Here is a 15701-nt window from a genome sequence, read left to right as displayed (position 1 = left end):
TTGAAACCGTAAACGATCAAATATTTAACGAATTAAAACAGGCTTTTAAGGTTCGTTATTCGATCACCGGCAAAACTTACCGTATCAGCTTTAAAACAGCAGACACAACCAAATTGAACCAATTTTTTAACCAGTTAGAATATAAGAAAATATGAACATTAATAATATTAAGGAAGTCGCAAAAAATCTTATTGATACGGATAACATAAATACAGAATATAACCGAGGAATATGCGAATTGATAGCAGATTTAGATGGTAAAGAAGATATTAACCACGAAACCAGGACGGACCAAATCGCTATTGAATTAGGCATAATAATATAAAGACACTTTTTGTTTGAGAGCAGAGAACGCCGAACACCTCGACACCTTAAAACGGTTCGGGGTTGTGGCGGTGGGTAGAGATTGAGAACCTTTAACCCCTCATAAAGTGAGAGCGTTTAATTTAAAATAGCTCGGCCCGACATCTGGATAGATTCGGGCTTTGGGCATTAAAAAGCATTTATAAATATTCATCATATGGGAAACAAAAAAACATTTAGCGCACCCGCCAACGCATTTGGATCTGGTTCTGAATTAATCGGTAAAACTTTTAAAGGTCATGCAATCGTAGATGCAAGCCGAAAATATATGCACTTGGATAATGGCGAATCAGTTGAAAGAAAAGGAAATCGAGTAAACTATGAAGGTGAGGCAGCCGAACACAAAACATGTAAACCTCAAAAATATGATTTTAATGGCTATCCAATAGATTAAAGCCATTAAGAACAAACTTAGAAGCGCAACGCCATTTATAAGGCTTGCGCCTTTTTAGGTAAAAGATAAATGTATTATGAAAATCCCTAGAAAATTAAAGAAAGGTTTAAAATCACAATTGATGAAAGACCACCCATCCGCCACCTGGAAGACTAAGGACTATTTTATTAAAGATGTTGCTTCTCCTGTTCGGGTTTTAACTAAAGGCAACAATAGATGCTTTAAAAACAAATGTGTAAAATCTTTTTCATTGGGTTATAACAAATAATTTTCAATGAAAAATTTACTCATCCTTTTAATCGTTGTTGCTTTATTTTCAAGTTGTGCCGGTAGCTATTGCGCTGCATATAGTAACGGTTCAGGCTACAAGGCTAAAGATAGACGATAACCAAAAAACCTTTATTTCTCATTCAAAAACAAAACATTTAAGCAAAATGAAAAAATCAATTCAAACGACTTCAATCCGAACGCAACAACAAATTGTGGATTGGTCCACTGCAAAGCAGAAAAAACACGATGTATCGATGGTAGAAAGTCCTGCCGTTTGGTCATTCGTAAAAGTTAACGGAGTGTTCACCCCTTACGCTGTACTATAATGGAAAACTACACTAACGAACAACTAACTGAAATTGTGCTTCAGCAAGAGCGCAATTTCGAAAGGACTGCAAAGTCTGGCGGGTATGCTGCAAAAGTTGCTAAAGATCATTTAGCAATTATACAGGCTAAACCAATGGCGATACGCCTAGAGGAAGCCCGGGAACAAATGGAGAATTTTTCAATTTCAACTTTCTAAATACAATCCGAACGGAAATATGAAAGATCATTCTGGATGCTCGAAAGGCTTCCATAGAAGCAGTAAAGCAATTTATAAAGACGTTATTGATGGATTACGGATCAGTATCGGTATGTATCATGAAGACGGTTCAACTAGCGGGGAATTTTGTATCCACTGGGTTGACTTTGGGGATAGAATGGTTCCTCGGTTGGATGTTTACGATGATGCATGGAGCGCACTTAATGAGTTTAAGGACTTATTAGAAGTTTTGGCTAAACATGATGGGGAAGACATATCCGAACAAAAGTTATACGATTTACTCATCGAACTAGGGATTAAGGATTTAACAAAATACAAGTAATGCCAAAAGCAATAACAAACATAAACAAAACGACTTTCTCCAGTACGGAGGAAGCGTTTGAAGCGCTAATCTCCCGCCGGGAATGGTATAAGGGGATTTTAATTGACAGCAAGGAGATATCAAATTCAAATGCTGGTCAGATTAAATACAGATTTGGCAAAGGCCGGGTAACAGTTGACCTTATGGAGCAACTTCTATTGGCTGCAGGGTATAAAGTTATTAACGAAAAATCTTGGGGGAAGTAATTATGGATAGCAAAACTTTAAATGAAGGAGTTAGGCTCCAGAAAGAAATAGGTAATTGTTCGATACTCAAAATACAACTTAACGTGTCGGAACCGGCTTTTGTCATGGGAAATATTGAAAAGGACTTTACCTCTGGAAAAATTGTCTATTCGAAAGAAAAGGAGTACTCAATCGATTCTCCTTTAATAAGGCAGTGGATTAAGGAAAAGCAAAAGGAGTTGTACGATATAATAGATGATCACGAGAAACAATTGAAACTAAAATTTAGCGAACTATAATCATGGCAGTAACTAAATACGATAACAAAGCCGGAGGCACCTACGAGTTGCCACGATGCGAATTCTTGCTTCATAGAGTTAAACAGATTGAGGTGAACCTTATACAGTGGTTTAAGGAAAACAAGTACAACCAGGGCGATGATTATTCATGCTGGATTGATGAGTATGGAAATTGGGTTGTGAGCTATTCAAACGATTATCCACTTCAACATGGTAAAGGATCCAAACACACATTTACCGATCAACAATTCAAAGAAGCTCAGAAGTTAAACGCTAAAGTATTTTAATTATGGCAGAAATACGATTACACAGAAATACCATTTTTGCCGACTTCGATGTCCGCGGTGAAAATTTCACATTAAAGGTTCCACATCACTCTAAGTGGATTAAACTAATTAAGTTTTTGACTAAAAGAGGTTTTACCGTAACAGAAAATCCATCCTACAAAGAACACTACAATCGTTTAAGCAAGTACCACAAAATTGCCTATAAAGGAAATGTAGCTTCATTGATGGAGATTCATTGTCAAAGCATAGAGATAAGCTTCGGTAACATTAAGAACCTTTGGACCGGTATAGCGCAAAGTTTTTGGGATGATCCTTCGGATAACAGATTTACTCCGCTTACATACCTTGAAGGTATTGCTGTAAAGCTTGAAATTCATAAGACTATTGAATTATTTAAGTCTTTTGGAATGACTGTTAAGGTGAATAGAGAGGATTTATCGCCTGTTGAAAAAATCATTGAGGAAAACAGGGTTAATAAACACTTCCATAATGGGCCAATTGAGAAATTAGAGGACATTAAATCCTATATGGAAAGACCAGGAAGTGGTTCCTATGCATACCACAACAAAGATAAGAATGGCAAGTACGTTAAGTGCGGAGAAAGGAAATTCTTTTATGACTGGCGCACAAAGAGATTAACTTCTGGCATTGTTTGGCATTCAGCTAATTCCAGTTGGTGGGTAATTGTTCATGATAAAAGATTGGAATGCATTCAGAGCTCAGATTTATTTGATCGATTTGACAATATGCCCAGAAGAAAACCGGCAGATGTACGATCACTAAATTCTTTACTAAGGAATTTCATCGAAAATAAGGAATTCTTCAAATGCCAAATGATTCAATCAAGGTTAAACGAATTAGAAAAAGCATCATGAAAACAATTGAGGACGTTGAAAAATACGTAAACGAAACTTACCCAGAATTATCAATTAAGGGAACTAGAAACCTTTGTATGCAGATTTGGGGTAAAATTTATGCCAACGCTAAACTTGATGAGGCCGCAGACAAGGCAAAGGTTAAAAAATTAAAGCTAACACATAATAACATTGTAAAATACGTGTATGTGGTAGAAAGCGAATCAATCCTTTCACTTAAAGATAGAGTATAATGGAAAATACATTCGAAATATTACCAGCAATTAAACCAAAAAACGTTGGGTGCTTATGTTGTGGAAACAAAGATAAAAGCCATTTATCATTAGATACCGTACTGTATAATGGTTTCGGTGGCTATCATGTTACCAAAGACGGAGAGGTGTTTTATGAAGCCGATTCAAATGCTGATTGGAATGAGTTTCTAACAGCAAGGAATATAGAGGTCTATGCACACCACGATCCAGATCATGACTGGAGAATAATTTGCTTCACCCCTTTACATGGAGAAACATGGCAAAGGCAAGAAGGTAATTGGGTTTTAGTTGAAGAAAATTTAGGATTCGCATAATATGATACAACCATTCGAAACAAGCAAGGGGAAATTCTTAGCTGTCAAAATGCCTGAGCTATTTGTATCCGCAATTTCCAACATGGGATACTTGCTTATTAAAACCTGGAATGAGGCAAACGGTGTAACCGATGAGCAGCTTTCGGATCCTGTTAAACTGGATAAATACCTAGCCAATCACAACCCCGCGAAGGAATATAAGGAACAAGCAATGAAGATACCATTCGAAGAATGTATTGTAATCGGTGTTTCTGATAAGATTACAGAGGAACAGGCGATTGAAATAGTTGATTCAGAGGAACTATTCATCAACGGTAAAAGTCAGGGAGTTCTTTATGAGGACTATTTCGATGATGATGTATGCGAGTGGTATTCTAAAGGTAAAGATTCATTCCATACGCTTATGGCTTTCCATAAAATCTATCAAGACAATCCAATCATTGAAAGATCGGATGAGGATAAAAAACGTGTTGGCACCTGGTTAATCTTAAAGGAGGTAAAGTAATGGCAACAACAACTAAAACATTTGACTGCCCAGAATGCGAACTGAAAAATAATGTAGAGTTCGATTATTTCAATCCTGATGATGGTGATGAATTGGATGAGCTTGTAATCTGTAAATGAGGTTGTGAGTTTACAGCAATTATTGAAGTTAGCGTTGAGCGGTACTACACCTTTTCAAAGATGGATCCAGAGATCGTCACCAGCGGAATAAATAAACCAGAGTTTGATATCAACGATACCACAACCTGGCCACAAGAAAATAATCCTAACCAATTAGAAATATTCAAATAATGGTAGACTACAATAAAATATTATCGCTTTGTGTTTCTAAATACAAAGATTCATGGCTTTCCAGACCATTTATGGTGGGTGGAAAAGTAATGGCAACCAACAGCTATATGGTTGTAATTATTGATGAGCATTTGGCGCCTGATGTAATTGATGAGCCGGAATCAGATGTGATGAAAGTTATTCCATATTCAAGAAATTTGTCTCTCAAACTATCATTAGAAAAAATCAATAAGGCGCTTGATAAAGTTCCCGATGAACCATTAACGAAAACCTGTAAGTATTGTGAGGGTAACGGAACGGTTCAATGGCATGTTGAATTAAAGAACCAAGACTTTTACGATGATTTTGATTGTCCTGTTTGTGATGGTCATGGAGATAAACCTAATGGATTATTCCATAAAGAGGAAGATTATTATTTTAAAATTGGTTTATCACTTTTCTCTGCTAGGTACATTGAAATATTATCAAAAATTGCCAAAGAGGTAAACACATCTGAGGTAACGCTTGTTTCCCAAGATAAAGAATTAGGCGCTTCGCTATTTAAAATTGATGATGTGGAATTACTCATTATGCCTGTAACACCAACCAAAGATCAAAATATTGTATTTTATTCAAACTAACCATGGAACTAACACCAGAACAACAAGAACGCCATGATAAATGGGGATGGGAATATTATTTTGAGCCACACACTAATTCTATGGAATTTAGTCAGGTAAGAACCAACATGATGAAAGATAAGCACTATGTTCCTTACTGCATGACATCTGGATGCCAAAGATATATTAAAACCAATGTGATAGGCACGTTAAAGTGCCATACATGCGGCGATGTAATCACTTATCCAAAAGAATTCATTGATAGGTTCAAAGCAAAGCATAATCTTTAAATGCAAATCGCTATTTTTAAATCATGGATGAAAAAACAATTAACGAACTCGATTATTTATTGAAGTGGAGAGTTACAATGCCAATGTATATTTCTTTCTCTGAAATAACGGCTTACTTAGGCCATCAAAAAGAACTTAACCTTCGATACCTTGTAAACCAACTTTGTGAAGATGGTTTGTTTGAGTTATCTGGAGGGAAGATTTACCTTACTCCATTAGGAGAAATAACTTCCCATTCGCATTATAGAGAATTTCGACAAAAGAAAGATGCTGAGAAAGCTGAAGCAGGAAGAATAAAACAACTCGAAATAAGAAACCTGGAACAATCTGTTAAAAAGGGCTCAGTTGAATACTGGTTTATGATCGCCGGTGGTATAGGTGGTTTTATTTCTTTCGCCATCACAATATGGCAGCTGTTTGAAAAAAAATAAAAGGGATTAATTTCCCTTTTTTATTGCTTTAAATATTGTAACCGAGCACCAGTACACAATCCAAAATACTCCCGCAGCAATGGTGAATAGTATAACCATTCTTAAATCAGCAGATTTTACTTCAACATAATTTTGAATCAACATCAAAGCATAGCTGCCGGCAAAGCCAGATACTACTATTAAGGCGATAAACAGAATAAAGATCAATGCTTTAATCAGCATTAAGGAATTTTAACATTTAAGGTTGTTCCGGTTGGCCCGCCGATATTACCTCCTGACACATTTACAATCGAACCATTGAATTTATATGTGATATCCGCAGCGCCATCACCCTGGGCGTTATTAGCTTTTGTAGAACTATAATGAACTTTTAACGTATTTCCAGAAGTTACTGGATTGGTTTCGTAGGTTTTATTTCCTAATTGCTTAACCACTGTTAAAATTCTATTACCTGATTGATCGTCAACTTCGATAGATAAATCTGTTGTGGAGGTTAATCCAGTAACTACAATTTGTAATGGAGCAGTTATTGATTGCTTTTCAACTTCTTTTTTCTTGCAGCCAGCAAAGATTGAAATTGAAAGTAGTGAGAGTAATAGTAAACGTTTCATCGGGATTAGATTTGTTGCAATCCAAATGTATGAAACTTTGACTTTATTTTAGCTTGTCTGCTGAAAATTTTGTCGTTTTGGGGTAACTATACCAAAAAGATATTTAAAATCGATTTATACTATATTAAAATAATAAAATAAACTATTTTATATTCATACTCATAAAGTGTTTTATAGTTTCGATAGTTTTGGAAGTAATAAGCTGATCTGGAGTAACGGTTATAAGCCTCCATCCTAAACCCTGCATCATGGTTGACTTATCAAAATCCCTTAACAAACCTTTGGCAGATGTATGACCAGAATTACCTTTAGCGTAAATTCCTCCATGAACTTCTATTGCTATCTTAACAACCGTTCCGTCTTCTAATACAGGGATGCAGTAATCGGTACGGTATAACCTTTCGGTATCAAAGTAAAACTCTGGCCATACCAAATCAAAACCGAACTCTTTTTTGATGAGCATCCGGAAAGTATCGTGAATTGTTTCTCGGTTTTTGAGGTTACGACTATCATCAATCCAACCAGTGCGAACAACCTTCGATCTGGATTTCTTCTTTGGCTTATTATTTAGTCCCAAAGCAGCGGCCTCAGCTGGTGTTCGGTAAACGTTGCCATCCAATACCCATCCCCTTTCGGTTATGCTTTTAATGAGCTCCTTTTTTTGTTCTGGTTTCATGTACTTTATTATTTGGTGAATATTAAAGTAAAAAGCACATTGAATAGAACGTACAGGCCGACAAATACTATCAGCATTTTTAATAACACGCTCATATATTATCTATGTATTTTTTTATTGATGTCAACGATTTGAAAAATTCATTAAAAGATTCAGAATACCAATAACCATCGAAGGATAAAACAATTCTGTGTTCTTTGTAATAAACAATATCTTTCATATCAAATTCGATGTGTTAAGTTCTGTTCTCTTGCAGGCGAAATATAAATTCTGTAGATCATGTAAGTAGTCAACATAAAGAATCGTCATTCCTAAACCCCTGAATACAAATCTTCCATTAAGTTGATCTATGTGGAATTGGCCGTTATCTACACCTTCAAAATCAAATCGCTCTGGTCTGAAGTGATTCTTGGTCATACCTAGCTTTAAAAGTATTTCTTCCGAAAGGGTAATTGGAACATAATTACACCCAAACCTGGCAAATCTATCTTCCGGGTCACTAGGTTCATTTTCATTATAAACTAAATCATCTAGTATTTTTAGATCAACAATGTTAACAGATTCCGATTCTTCGTGGCACCACCATATTAAATTACCTATCCTTAATTCGCTTGCTTTCATAATTATCTTAAATATCAAATACAAAATTATTGGGTATTTCACATGAAGCAATCTGCTTCCATGCTCTATCTTTAATATAAATTAATGCAGATGCTGACCATTTTTGCATAATTTTTTTATTGAATTCTATAATAGTATCGCTTTCACCTACTGGATAGTTTTCTATTAGCATAACATAGAAAGGAACAACATCATCCCGGGTAAGATTATCGAGGATAATGTCGTGGCCATTAGCGCACTTCATTGTTTTCCCAATAAATACAAAGCATTTACATACTTCGCACAGTTGAATTTTTGATTTATTTTCCATTATCTTGTTTTTAATTTTCTCATTATAAACTTCATTTCGTATACAGCTAAGTCTTCCTGATTATCAATTATGAAGAAAAAAGGTTTACCATCCATTCTGCCGGTTACTTGATAAGTGTAGCCATCGAAAATCCAAAAGCCATTTTCATTCTTAATCATTTTTTCCAACTTTATTACTCTACATGGCACCCATTCACGAATGGAATCCATGTAAACTTTTATTTTCTGTTGGTTTTCTATGTGTTTAAATAGCATTTAATTGGTTCATTAGTAAATAATTATCTTTTTTAAGCTGCTCAATACCTTCACGAAGGGAAATGATCTCTTTATTCAATTCAGCAACCTTATCATTGAATAGCTTCTTTTCAAAAGCGTTTAAGGTTAAATCCGTTTCCTTACACGTACAATCTGAAATATCATTCGAGTGAACAACCGGCCAGCATCCAGGTATCAATACCTTCGTGTTTGTTTTCTGATCGTATGTGAAGTAGCAGTTCATCAATCTGGTTATTCCTCTCTAAATCCCATTGATGAGATATTGATATCGCCATCTGGATAAGCGTTGTTCCCTAGAATGTGAAGCCTATTAATTAGTTTTTCAACCAATCTCATACCGCTGGTGGTGTACATAAAATCTGCACCCACAACATCATCTGGATTATTAGTGTCGCATTCTCGAACGTAGGGTTCCCTAAGGCTAAGGCAGAATTCCTCTAATATTTCAGATGCATATTCACTATATGTGTCAGCATCATAGATACCTTTTTTTGGCTTGAATACCGTCTCTATTTGTTCTATTTCATAAATGGATGTAATCCCGTAAAAAGCATGTTCTCCTAATTCCAAATCCCGTTTTTGATATTTTGCTAAAGCATCTTCCTTAGACGTTGCAACCATTTTAAATGGCGAATCGATTATTTTAAATAGGTATTCCATAATTTATCAATTCAAAAGAGTAAGCACTTTATTCAATTTATCACTAAGCCTTTTATCAATCCTGGGCAGCTCCCTAACATCACGAAGCTTATCTCTATGATAAATAACCGTTGCATGATTGGTGACACCAAAGATTTCTGCCACCTTTTTAAGATTTAATTTGTGCTCATCCAGGATAAGCCCTATTGCTATACTCCTTGCTTCTGAAACACCATCTTTACGATAAGTGCTTTTAATCCTACTTGCAGGAATATCAAGCGCTTTGCATACGACTGCAATGATCAGCGATATGCTGTGCTTTGGTTTTAATTGGTTTTCCATTATTGAATGTCTTTTGGTTTATGTTGATTAATTAATTCTTGTAGATCAGATTCCTCCATCATTAAAGTCTGGAAGTAAGAATAAAGACCTAATCTTTGCGCCTGGATAACAACTTTTTCATTAAGCGTTTTATTTTCTTCCAGGTTTAGGTTTTCCAATACCCTTCCGATATCCATTCTTTTGAACTTATCTACGGTTGTTGCCTTTTTGTTGTTTAAATGAGAAATTGTCTGCTGCTTCGCTTCTTCCATGAATTCTGTCTGTTCCTCATCCGTATATTGGAAAAGTTTAATTCCGCGAAGAAAGCGGTAAACTGCAGGAGCAACTAAATTGATATCGGTTTTAGCCTGATATGCTAGGTAAGCATCCATGGCATTTTTAGAGGCAACCGTAAATCGTTCTTGAAGTGTTGGCTCTTTAGTTTCCGAAATAGGCGTTGTAAGTTTGATTCGGCTTTCTTCCTTCAGGTAAGCCCTGAACCAATCAACAAAAGTTGGAAAGCTTAAACCTTTGTAATCTCCATACTCTTTTGCAACTCCACGAGTGAATATGATTGGCAATTCTCTTTCACGAATCGCTCCAAAGCTTGATTTAACTTTCTTTAAAGTTTCATCAGCAATTATTGTAAGTTCATCACCAACTGGAGAAGTGTATCTTGAAACGATATAGGATTTAATAATTACAGCTTTCAAAATTTCGAATAACTCAACATTTGGAACATCCTTAACCATTCTACTTTCAAGAGCAACCTGTATTTCATTATCCCTTACCGGGATTACCAGGTTTGTATTTTGCTTGTATATTTCAATGTTGCTCATTCGGCGTAAGGATTATGTGAATTATTATATGATTCTTGGGCTGTTGCTAATTTGTTTTGTGGTGAAGATGCTTTGTGAATTATTTCATCATCCCACGATTTGTTATTGAGATAAGTTGCTGGATCCTTTCGATACTGCTTTTCCGGTTGCGAAACTTTGTATTTAGGAATATGTTCAAGAATTTTATTTTGAATATCAAATGAAAGCGAATACCATTTCTTTTTGATTTTATCTTTATCTCCAACTTTTTTATCGTAAGAATGCCAGAAAAAATCAAAATCAACGCTTTCTTTTTTTATTAAATTATATTCATTTTCATCTTCATATTCACTTTCAGTGTTTGCTTTACTGTTTGCTTTCTTTTTAGCTTTAGCAAATTTTTGTGTTGTTTTTCCACCCTTCTTTCCTACCTGAGAGCGTATTTCGCTAAGATTTGCATCCTTAATCATTCTCTTTTGTACAAGAGAATCTCCATCAATTGATAGAACTTTCGTGTCTAAAAGTTCATTTAATGCACTCGAAATTTCTACCAAATCATAAGGCAAAAACTTAGCAAGTTTCTTAGCAAAATTTAAACTTTGGTTGTCAGTTTGCTTGTCATTTTGCCTAAGCAAAATAGTTCCGTAAACTTCTTGCTTATGGAGAATGCACATGATTTTTATGTACACTCCAGTGGCCGAAGCTGAGCATTCCATTAATTTTTCATCCGTTAAAAAGTCCTGAACATAAAGCGGAAGATATGGTTGATCTCTAAGAGCCATAATTAAACTCCTTTACATATTTAACATCTTCTGCACTCAAATCAAACCACTCTCCCCGCTGTCTTTTATCTTTAAAGTATTTGTGTAAAACAGCTTCATTTGTTTTTTCAGTTATAGGGCTGATAAATACTTTTGAAACATTAGGTGTTTCTGATTGAATAGTCTTCTCTCTGAATGTGGGGTTTATGCTTCTTCCTATTTTATGAAGACCGGTATTATTGCATTTAAACAAATAGATGTGGGTAAACATTCCTGCTGCTTTCTTTGATTTATTATAATCATAGATTACTTTTAATTCTTCCCTATAAACAGATAACTGTTTAACTAAAAAATCAATCTCATATACTGCATCAGTCCACCCAGCATGATGAATGGCTACAATTCTATTTTTCTCGAATGTTATATCTAGTCTTAAACCATAGGTTTTAGTAATATCTTCCCAGATATTTAATGGTGGATAAATTAAATTCTCTGCCATTGTATTTAAATAAAAAACCGTACTTGGCTTCGGGTGTCCACTCCCTAGGCCAAATACGGTTTAAATGTTTTTAATGCTATCATAACTGGACATGGATAACACACCGTAAATATAAGAATATATTATATCAATATAAACTGGTTTATATTTTATTTTGATAAAATTGGATCTTCTGGTTTTACATACCAGTATTCCTTGAAACGCTTTCCTTTGCGTTTAACCCATTCAGATAGGATTGTCATGCCATCTTTTCGGAGTTGGGCAACATAGTGGCGAGTTTCGCTTGTCCTTGCTGCCATCCAAACTGATTTTACAGAGATACGCTCACCAGATTCGAGTAAGGTCTTAACCTTTTGTTTATCGGATTCATGTTCTTGAAATTCTTCCATGATTATTCAGATTTTGAGGTAATTAATAATTTCCTTTGCCTATCCGTTGGGAAACCTTTCAGCCTGGTGTTTACAAAAGCAGAAATATCTTTTGCTTCGTACATATCTGAAATGGTTTGGGCATCCACTCCGAAATAGATGTAGGTGAAACCAGAATTGAATTGGACCATTACCTGCATTGCTTTACTGCTTCCAAAAAAGGAAACGTTTGTGCTGGCAGCTGCTTCGATCTTAAAGCCTTTTAGCTTTTTATCTACGTTGTATTCGATGTTGTTTATTTTCATTGCTACAATATTTTAACTTCATAAAACTTAGACTTCTCACTGGTGCTGGATATATTTTCGAGGATGTAGTTGGCAACGTTATCTTTTCTGCAGATGCTTCCAATGATAAATTCCTCTCCTTGAATTAATACCCTGTCAAACATTGCTATATCCACATTGGAAATGACGTTCAACTTTTTTTCTGTTTCCCATACATGGCTGCGTGGGTATAACTCTTTGTTGGTTAGATCGTGTTTATTCATTGTTAAAATATTTGAAGTGAATCCCAGGCTTTGATGATTTCATTTATTTCATCTTTATGGATGACAATGTTTCCGTCTGGTTTAGGTTTTTTACTTAAATCTATTGTGATAGAATCTGGAGTGACTACTACCGGATAAGTAGATTCTTCGCCGATAACAATTTTAGTTGGCAATTGAGATATCAACCATTTATTGGCTGCTTCTTTAGTCGAGAAATAATGATGTGTGTCCTTGTTAAAAGTGTCATCTTTTGTTATGATAAACTTATCATTTCCGATGTACATACCTTCAATATTGACGGTAACGACCAAATCTCCATCGAATTTTTCAATCCCATCAAACGTAATCACTCTCGCTTTTTTGATCGAATGCTCTTTAGCGAAGTTTTCGAACGATATTATATTGTATTTACTCTCATTAAGGTTCCACTTAAAGTTGTCATTATACTGAACACAAAATGGATAGTTTTCTTGATTTACATTACCTATTGCATAATCTGATTCGTTCCCTCCCGACCATTTCCAGCCTTTTATTTTGTAATACCTCATCAAAGCGGCAAACTCAATATCATTAAATACCTGGATAGCTATTTCTTCACCGACTATTTCAGCCCATTTGCCAGAACCGAATATAAAATAATGAGTTTCAGAATCTTTAACTCCATGTTTATCGGCATAAAATTGACCTGACGTTTCACATATATTCAGTTCTGTTGAACCTAAGTTTTTGAATCTTGTGCCTTTTGGATAGTTATCGTAGGCAAATTTCAGTAGTTCGTGTTTCTTTTTCATTTTTTGCTTAAATGTTAGAATGGTGTTGTGTTAAAATCGATGATTAAGTTTTTCTTAGCCACCGTTACTTTTTTTTGGGTTTGGTCATAGACCTTTTGCTGGAATTCCTCGGCGTTCGAGTTACTTTCAGATAAATGGATAAGAATCACTTGGTAAACCTGGCTTAGATCATTTGCTTTGAGTAATCCCAAAGTAGTATCAATGCTCATGTGGGATTTGTAAAGCCTGTTTGCTCGCCAATCCTGTATTAATCCTAATTGCTGCTTTTCATCCAGTATCTTCGGACAGTAGTTGGCTTCGATGATGATGTTGTTCAATCCTGAGAAGCGCTGCTCCACCATATACGAATCGGTAACAAAAACACACTTTCCACACTCCGGATGATGGATTAAGAATCCAAAGCACTTTACATCATGTTTAACCGCGAAAGGCAGCACTTTAAATGGACCAAAGGTGTAAGCTTTGTTTTCCTCTATTACGTTTAGTCGATGTGATGAAAACGTTAATGCTTCAATAGTTTCTTTAGAGCAATAGGCATCCAATCCAGCTGCACATAAATCCTTCAATCCTTTGATGTGATCGCCATGCTGGTGAGAAATTATTGTACCCACTACATTTTTAAGGTTGAAGTTCAAGGCTTTCTTGATATCCTTGAATAATACACCGGCATCTAAAATCAATGTTTCTCCGTTATCAGCGATAAGGAGGTAACTATTGCCTAATGAGCCACTAGAAATTACGTGCAACGTCATTTTACTCTCCTAATGCTTTTTTAAGAACTTCCTCGATCTTATCTTCTACTTCTTGTGCTGTAGAAGTGTAATCATCGAATTCGCTTCCTTCCGTACAGTCAGGATGAACATTCATTGATAGCTTTAAACTGCAAATAGTATCTTTGGCAACTTGAAGCGCTTCTAATAAATCCGGAGCAGATGAAATAAGTCTTGCGTTAGCATGAGCCACATCCACCCCAACTTTATCGCAGTCTTGTAAATTAAGACCATTGTAATTTGGAGTATCTTGTACGTTTAAATATCCTGCGTAGTCAACTACGTGCCAGGGTCCAGGTGTTCCTTTAAATTCTTGCATAAATTTTTGATTAAGGTGGGCTATCAACCCACCTGTTAATGATTAGAAATTCATTTTTGGTTGTGATGGATCTTCAGCGGGTTTTACATCTGATTTTTCCATAACTACTGTTGCTGATGGAATTTTAGCTTCCGAAGCTTTCGTTTCAGGAGTTTTAGCATCAAAAGTTTCTGAGGGTTTAATTGCAGATTTTCCCTCCGTTACATCTTCCTTTGGTTCATCCTTCACTTCTGTAAAATCAACTGTTTCGGTATTGCCTTTTTCAGCAATTTCCTGGGCCACCTCATCCGCTACATCATCATTATCGATATAGCTTACATCCATTGTTTCAGCATCGTTAACGATAGCTTGATCGGCTAATTGGCCTGTTTGCATTTCGATTGAAAGTGGGGCAAACTTTGAAAGCAATAGCTTCAATACGGTTTTGTTGGCCATACCATCAAAATCAGTTTTCCAAAGTCCGAATGCCTGGCTGAATGTTTTTGAATACTTAGCGCCATGCTTATTCATATCAGCAATTGTCATGTAAAGAGTTTTGCTGAAGCCGTTAAGCAATTCGAAGTGGGCGGCATATCCAATAACGGTATCGCTTTTTTTCTTTTTGAAATCGAATACAAAGCCAGTTAATGGATTTTCATCTACCAGCTGTCCTTCATAAATTGGAGCACTTGAAATGGTTTTGAATTGGCCGCTACGTTGTGCAAGCTGAATGAAACCTTTATAGCCTAACTGGAATTGTGCTACTGTAGTCCAGGTATCTGGCTCATCCTTGTTTTTTTTCTTATTCTTTACGTTGTAAGGAATAATGTAAGCAAAACCAAGATTAGCATTCAATGGCAAATCCAGTGTTGCAGCGATCATTGCACTCTGGATAACGCTGTTAGAATCTGCTTTAGCTAACAAATCGTTTTGGGTAGAGATATGCAAGACAGATGCAATGAATCCCTGTGCTTTTTTACCTAATACCTCAATGAATTTCTGCTTAACGATGTCGTTATTCAACTTTTCTTTTAAAACCTGTTGTTGGGTTTTCTGTGCAACTTGCTGTTGCTGTTGTTGAGCTACTGCTGTCATATCTAATTGTTTATGCTATTTTATGATATAAATATAAGAT

The 15701-nt window shown here is 35.6% G+C and carries 33 protein-coding genes; 14 read left to right on the top strand and 19 right to left on the bottom strand.

Going from position 1 to position 15701, the window contains the following annotated elements:
* The first annotated feature begins 520 nt into the window (after positions 1–520).
* The 14 genes from ACZZZK_RS23075 to ACZZZK_RS23010 all read left to right on the top strand — a co-directional run bounded on the left by ACZZZK_RS23075 (position 521) and on the right by ACZZZK_RS23010 (position 6261).
* Positions 521–757, top strand: coding sequence for a hypothetical protein (locus ACZZZK_RS23075; RefSeq protein ID WP_463486195.1), 237 nt, complete (start codon positions 521–523; stop codon positions 755–757).
* A gap of 76 nt (positions 758–833) precedes the next feature.
* Entirely contained in the window at positions 834–1025 is a 192-nt protein-coding gene (locus tag ACZZZK_RS23070) for a hypothetical protein (RefSeq protein WP_463486194.1), read from the top strand.
* Positions 1026–1352: 327 nt separating this feature from the next.
* Complete coding sequence (locus tag ACZZZK_RS23065) at positions 1353–1550, top strand: hypothetical protein (protein WP_463486193.1); 198 nt, start codon at positions 1353–1355, stop codon at positions 1548–1550.
* A gap of 19 nt (positions 1551–1569) precedes the next feature.
* The gene (locus ACZZZK_RS23060) at positions 1570–1893 is read left to right on the top strand and encodes a hypothetical protein (protein ID WP_463486192.1); all 324 of its coding nucleotides are present in this window, start codon (positions 1570–1572) and stop codon (positions 1891–1893) included.
* Positions 1893–2138: a hypothetical protein gene (locus ACZZZK_RS23055; protein ID WP_463486191.1), complete on the top strand. Its 246-nt coding sequence runs from the start codon at positions 1893–1895 to the stop codon at positions 2136–2138. The genes ACZZZK_RS23060 and ACZZZK_RS23055 overlap by 1 nt, the downstream gene beginning before the upstream one ends.
* Positions 2126–2416, top strand: coding sequence for a hypothetical protein (locus ACZZZK_RS23050; protein ID WP_463486190.1), 291 nt, complete (start codon positions 2126–2128; stop codon positions 2414–2416). The genes ACZZZK_RS23055 and ACZZZK_RS23050 overlap by 13 nt, the downstream gene beginning before the upstream one ends.
* 2 nt (positions 2417–2418) lie before the next feature.
* Positions 2419–2703: a hypothetical protein gene (locus ACZZZK_RS23045; RefSeq protein WP_463486189.1), complete on the top strand. Its 285-nt coding sequence runs from the start codon at positions 2419–2421 to the stop codon at positions 2701–2703.
* A 2-nt stretch (positions 2704–2705) separates the two neighbouring features.
* Complete coding sequence (locus ACZZZK_RS23040) at positions 2706–3578, top strand: hypothetical protein (RefSeq protein ID WP_463486188.1); 873 nt, start codon at positions 2706–2708, stop codon at positions 3576–3578.
* Positions 3575–3811, top strand: a complete 237-nt coding sequence (locus ACZZZK_RS23035) for a hypothetical protein (RefSeq protein ID WP_463486187.1) — start codon at positions 3575–3577, stop codon at positions 3809–3811. Before ACZZZK_RS23040 ends, ACZZZK_RS23035 begins: the two co-directional genes overlap by 4 nt.
* Complete coding sequence (locus tag ACZZZK_RS23030) at positions 3811–4146, top strand: hypothetical protein (RefSeq protein ID WP_463486186.1); 336 nt, start codon at positions 3811–3813, stop codon at positions 4144–4146. Before ACZZZK_RS23035 ends, ACZZZK_RS23030 begins: the two co-directional genes overlap by 1 nt.
* 49 nt (positions 4147–4195) lie before the next feature.
* The gene (locus tag ACZZZK_RS23025) at positions 4196–4651 is read left to right on the top strand and encodes a hypothetical protein (protein ID WP_463486185.1); all 456 of its coding nucleotides are present in this window, start codon (positions 4196–4198) and stop codon (positions 4649–4651) included.
* 289 nt (positions 4652–4940) lie between these two features.
* Positions 4941–5561 carry a hypothetical protein gene (locus ACZZZK_RS23020; protein WP_463486184.1) on the top strand — a complete coding sequence of 207 codons (621 nt, stop codon included), beginning with the start codon at positions 4941–4943 and terminating at the stop codon, positions 5559–5561.
* A gap of 2 nt (positions 5562–5563) precedes the next feature.
* Positions 5564–5830, top strand: coding sequence for a hypothetical protein (locus ACZZZK_RS23015; RefSeq protein ID WP_463486183.1), 267 nt, complete (start codon positions 5564–5566; stop codon positions 5828–5830).
* Positions 5831–5853: 23 nt separating this feature from the next.
* Positions 5854–6261 carry a hypothetical protein gene (locus ACZZZK_RS23010; protein ID WP_463486182.1) on the top strand — a complete coding sequence of 136 codons (408 nt, stop codon included), beginning with the start codon at positions 5854–5856 and terminating at the stop codon, positions 6259–6261.
* A gap of 6 nt (positions 6262–6267) precedes the next feature.
* Here the strand turns inward: ACZZZK_RS23010 and ACZZZK_RS23005 are convergent, their stop codons facing one another.
* The 19 genes from ACZZZK_RS23005 to ACZZZK_RS22915 all read right to left on the bottom strand — a co-directional run bounded on the left by ACZZZK_RS23005 (position 6268) and on the right by ACZZZK_RS22915 (position 15661).
* A complete protein-coding gene (locus tag ACZZZK_RS23005) occupies positions 6268–6483 on the bottom strand; it encodes a hypothetical protein (RefSeq protein ID WP_463486181.1) in 216 nt (71 codons plus the stop codon).
* Positions 6483–6872 carry a hypothetical protein gene (locus ACZZZK_RS23000; RefSeq protein WP_463486180.1) on the bottom strand — a complete coding sequence of 130 codons (390 nt, stop codon included), beginning with the start codon at positions 6870–6872 and terminating at the stop codon, positions 6483–6485. Before ACZZZK_RS23000 ends, ACZZZK_RS23005 begins: the two co-directional genes overlap by 1 nt.
* Before the next feature lie 142 nt (positions 6873–7014).
* The gene (locus ACZZZK_RS22995) at positions 7015–7548 is read right to left on the bottom strand and encodes a hypothetical protein (RefSeq protein WP_463486179.1); all 534 of its coding nucleotides are present in this window, start codon (positions 7546–7548) and stop codon (positions 7015–7017) included.
* A 216-nt stretch (positions 7549–7764) separates the two neighbouring features.
* Positions 7765–8169: a hypothetical protein gene (locus ACZZZK_RS22990; protein WP_463486178.1), complete on the bottom strand. Its 405-nt coding sequence runs from the start codon at positions 8167–8169 to the stop codon at positions 7765–7767.
* A 7-nt stretch (positions 8170–8176) separates the two neighbouring features.
* A complete protein-coding gene (locus tag ACZZZK_RS22985) occupies positions 8177–8479 on the bottom strand; it encodes a hypothetical protein (RefSeq protein ID WP_463486177.1) in 303 nt (100 codons plus the stop codon).
* On the bottom strand, positions 8479–8733 hold the full coding sequence (locus ACZZZK_RS22980) for a hypothetical protein (RefSeq protein ID WP_463486176.1): 255 nt from the start codon (positions 8731–8733) through the stop codon (positions 8479–8481). Before ACZZZK_RS22980 ends, ACZZZK_RS22985 begins: the two co-directional genes overlap by 1 nt.
* Entirely contained in the window at positions 8723–8977 is a 255-nt protein-coding gene (locus ACZZZK_RS22975; RefSeq protein ID WP_463486175.1) for a hypothetical protein, read from the bottom strand. Before ACZZZK_RS22975 ends, ACZZZK_RS22980 begins: the two co-directional genes overlap by 11 nt.
* A gap of 8 nt (positions 8978–8985) precedes the next feature.
* Positions 8986–9414 carry a hypothetical protein gene (locus ACZZZK_RS22970; protein ID WP_463486174.1) on the bottom strand — a complete coding sequence of 143 codons (429 nt, stop codon included), beginning with the start codon at positions 9412–9414 and terminating at the stop codon, positions 8986–8988.
* A gap of 6 nt (positions 9415–9420) precedes the next feature.
* On the bottom strand, positions 9421–9735 hold the full coding sequence (locus tag ACZZZK_RS22965; RefSeq protein ID WP_463486173.1) for a helix-turn-helix domain-containing protein: 315 nt from the start codon (positions 9733–9735) through the stop codon (positions 9421–9423).
* The gene (locus tag ACZZZK_RS22960; RefSeq protein ID WP_463486172.1) at positions 9735–10553 is read right to left on the bottom strand and encodes a hypothetical protein; all 819 of its coding nucleotides are present in this window, start codon (positions 10551–10553) and stop codon (positions 9735–9737) included. The genes ACZZZK_RS22965 and ACZZZK_RS22960 overlap by 1 nt, the downstream gene beginning before the upstream one ends.
* A complete protein-coding gene (locus tag ACZZZK_RS22955) occupies positions 10550–11314 on the bottom strand; it encodes a hypothetical protein (RefSeq protein WP_463486171.1) in 765 nt (254 codons plus the stop codon). The genes ACZZZK_RS22960 and ACZZZK_RS22955 overlap by 4 nt, the downstream gene beginning before the upstream one ends.
* Positions 11304–11792, bottom strand: coding sequence for a GIY-YIG nuclease family protein (locus ACZZZK_RS22950; RefSeq protein WP_463486170.1), 489 nt, complete (start codon positions 11790–11792; stop codon positions 11304–11306). Before ACZZZK_RS22950 ends, ACZZZK_RS22955 begins: the two co-directional genes overlap by 11 nt.
* A 149-nt stretch (positions 11793–11941) precedes the next feature.
* Positions 11942–12181 carry a hypothetical protein gene (locus ACZZZK_RS22945; protein ID WP_463486169.1) on the bottom strand — a complete coding sequence of 80 codons (240 nt, stop codon included), beginning with the start codon at positions 12179–12181 and terminating at the stop codon, positions 11942–11944.
* A gap of 2 nt (positions 12182–12183) precedes the next feature.
* A complete protein-coding gene (locus ACZZZK_RS22940) occupies positions 12184–12465 on the bottom strand; it encodes a KTSC domain-containing protein (RefSeq protein WP_463486168.1) in 282 nt (93 codons plus the stop codon).
* Between the two features lie 2 nt (positions 12466–12467).
* Positions 12468–12707, bottom strand: a complete 240-nt coding sequence (locus ACZZZK_RS22935) for a hypothetical protein (RefSeq protein ID WP_463486167.1) — start codon at positions 12705–12707, stop codon at positions 12468–12470.
* A 2-nt stretch (positions 12708–12709) separates the two neighbouring features.
* Complete coding sequence (locus ACZZZK_RS22930; RefSeq protein WP_463486166.1) at positions 12710–13498, bottom strand: hypothetical protein; 789 nt, start codon at positions 13496–13498, stop codon at positions 12710–12712.
* Positions 13499–13512: 14 nt separating this feature from the next.
* On the bottom strand, positions 13513–14250 hold the full coding sequence (locus ACZZZK_RS22925; RefSeq protein WP_463486165.1) for an MBL fold metallo-hydrolase: 738 nt from the start codon (positions 14248–14250) through the stop codon (positions 13513–13515).
* Position 14251: 1 nt separating this feature from the next.
* On the bottom strand, positions 14252–14587 hold the full coding sequence (locus tag ACZZZK_RS22920) for a hypothetical protein (RefSeq protein WP_463486164.1): 336 nt from the start codon (positions 14585–14587) through the stop codon (positions 14252–14254).
* Between the two features lie 42 nt (positions 14588–14629).
* Positions 14630–15661, bottom strand: a complete 1032-nt coding sequence (locus tag ACZZZK_RS22915; protein WP_463486163.1) for a recombinase RecT — start codon at positions 15659–15661, stop codon at positions 14630–14632.
* Between the last annotated feature and the right edge of the window lie 40 nt (positions 15662–15701).

It is taken from the genome of Pedobacter sp. AC163 (genome assembly GCF_979258665.1).
The sequence above is the reverse complement of the archived record's forward strand: the minus strand, read 5'-3'. Positions and strand labels throughout refer to the sequence as shown.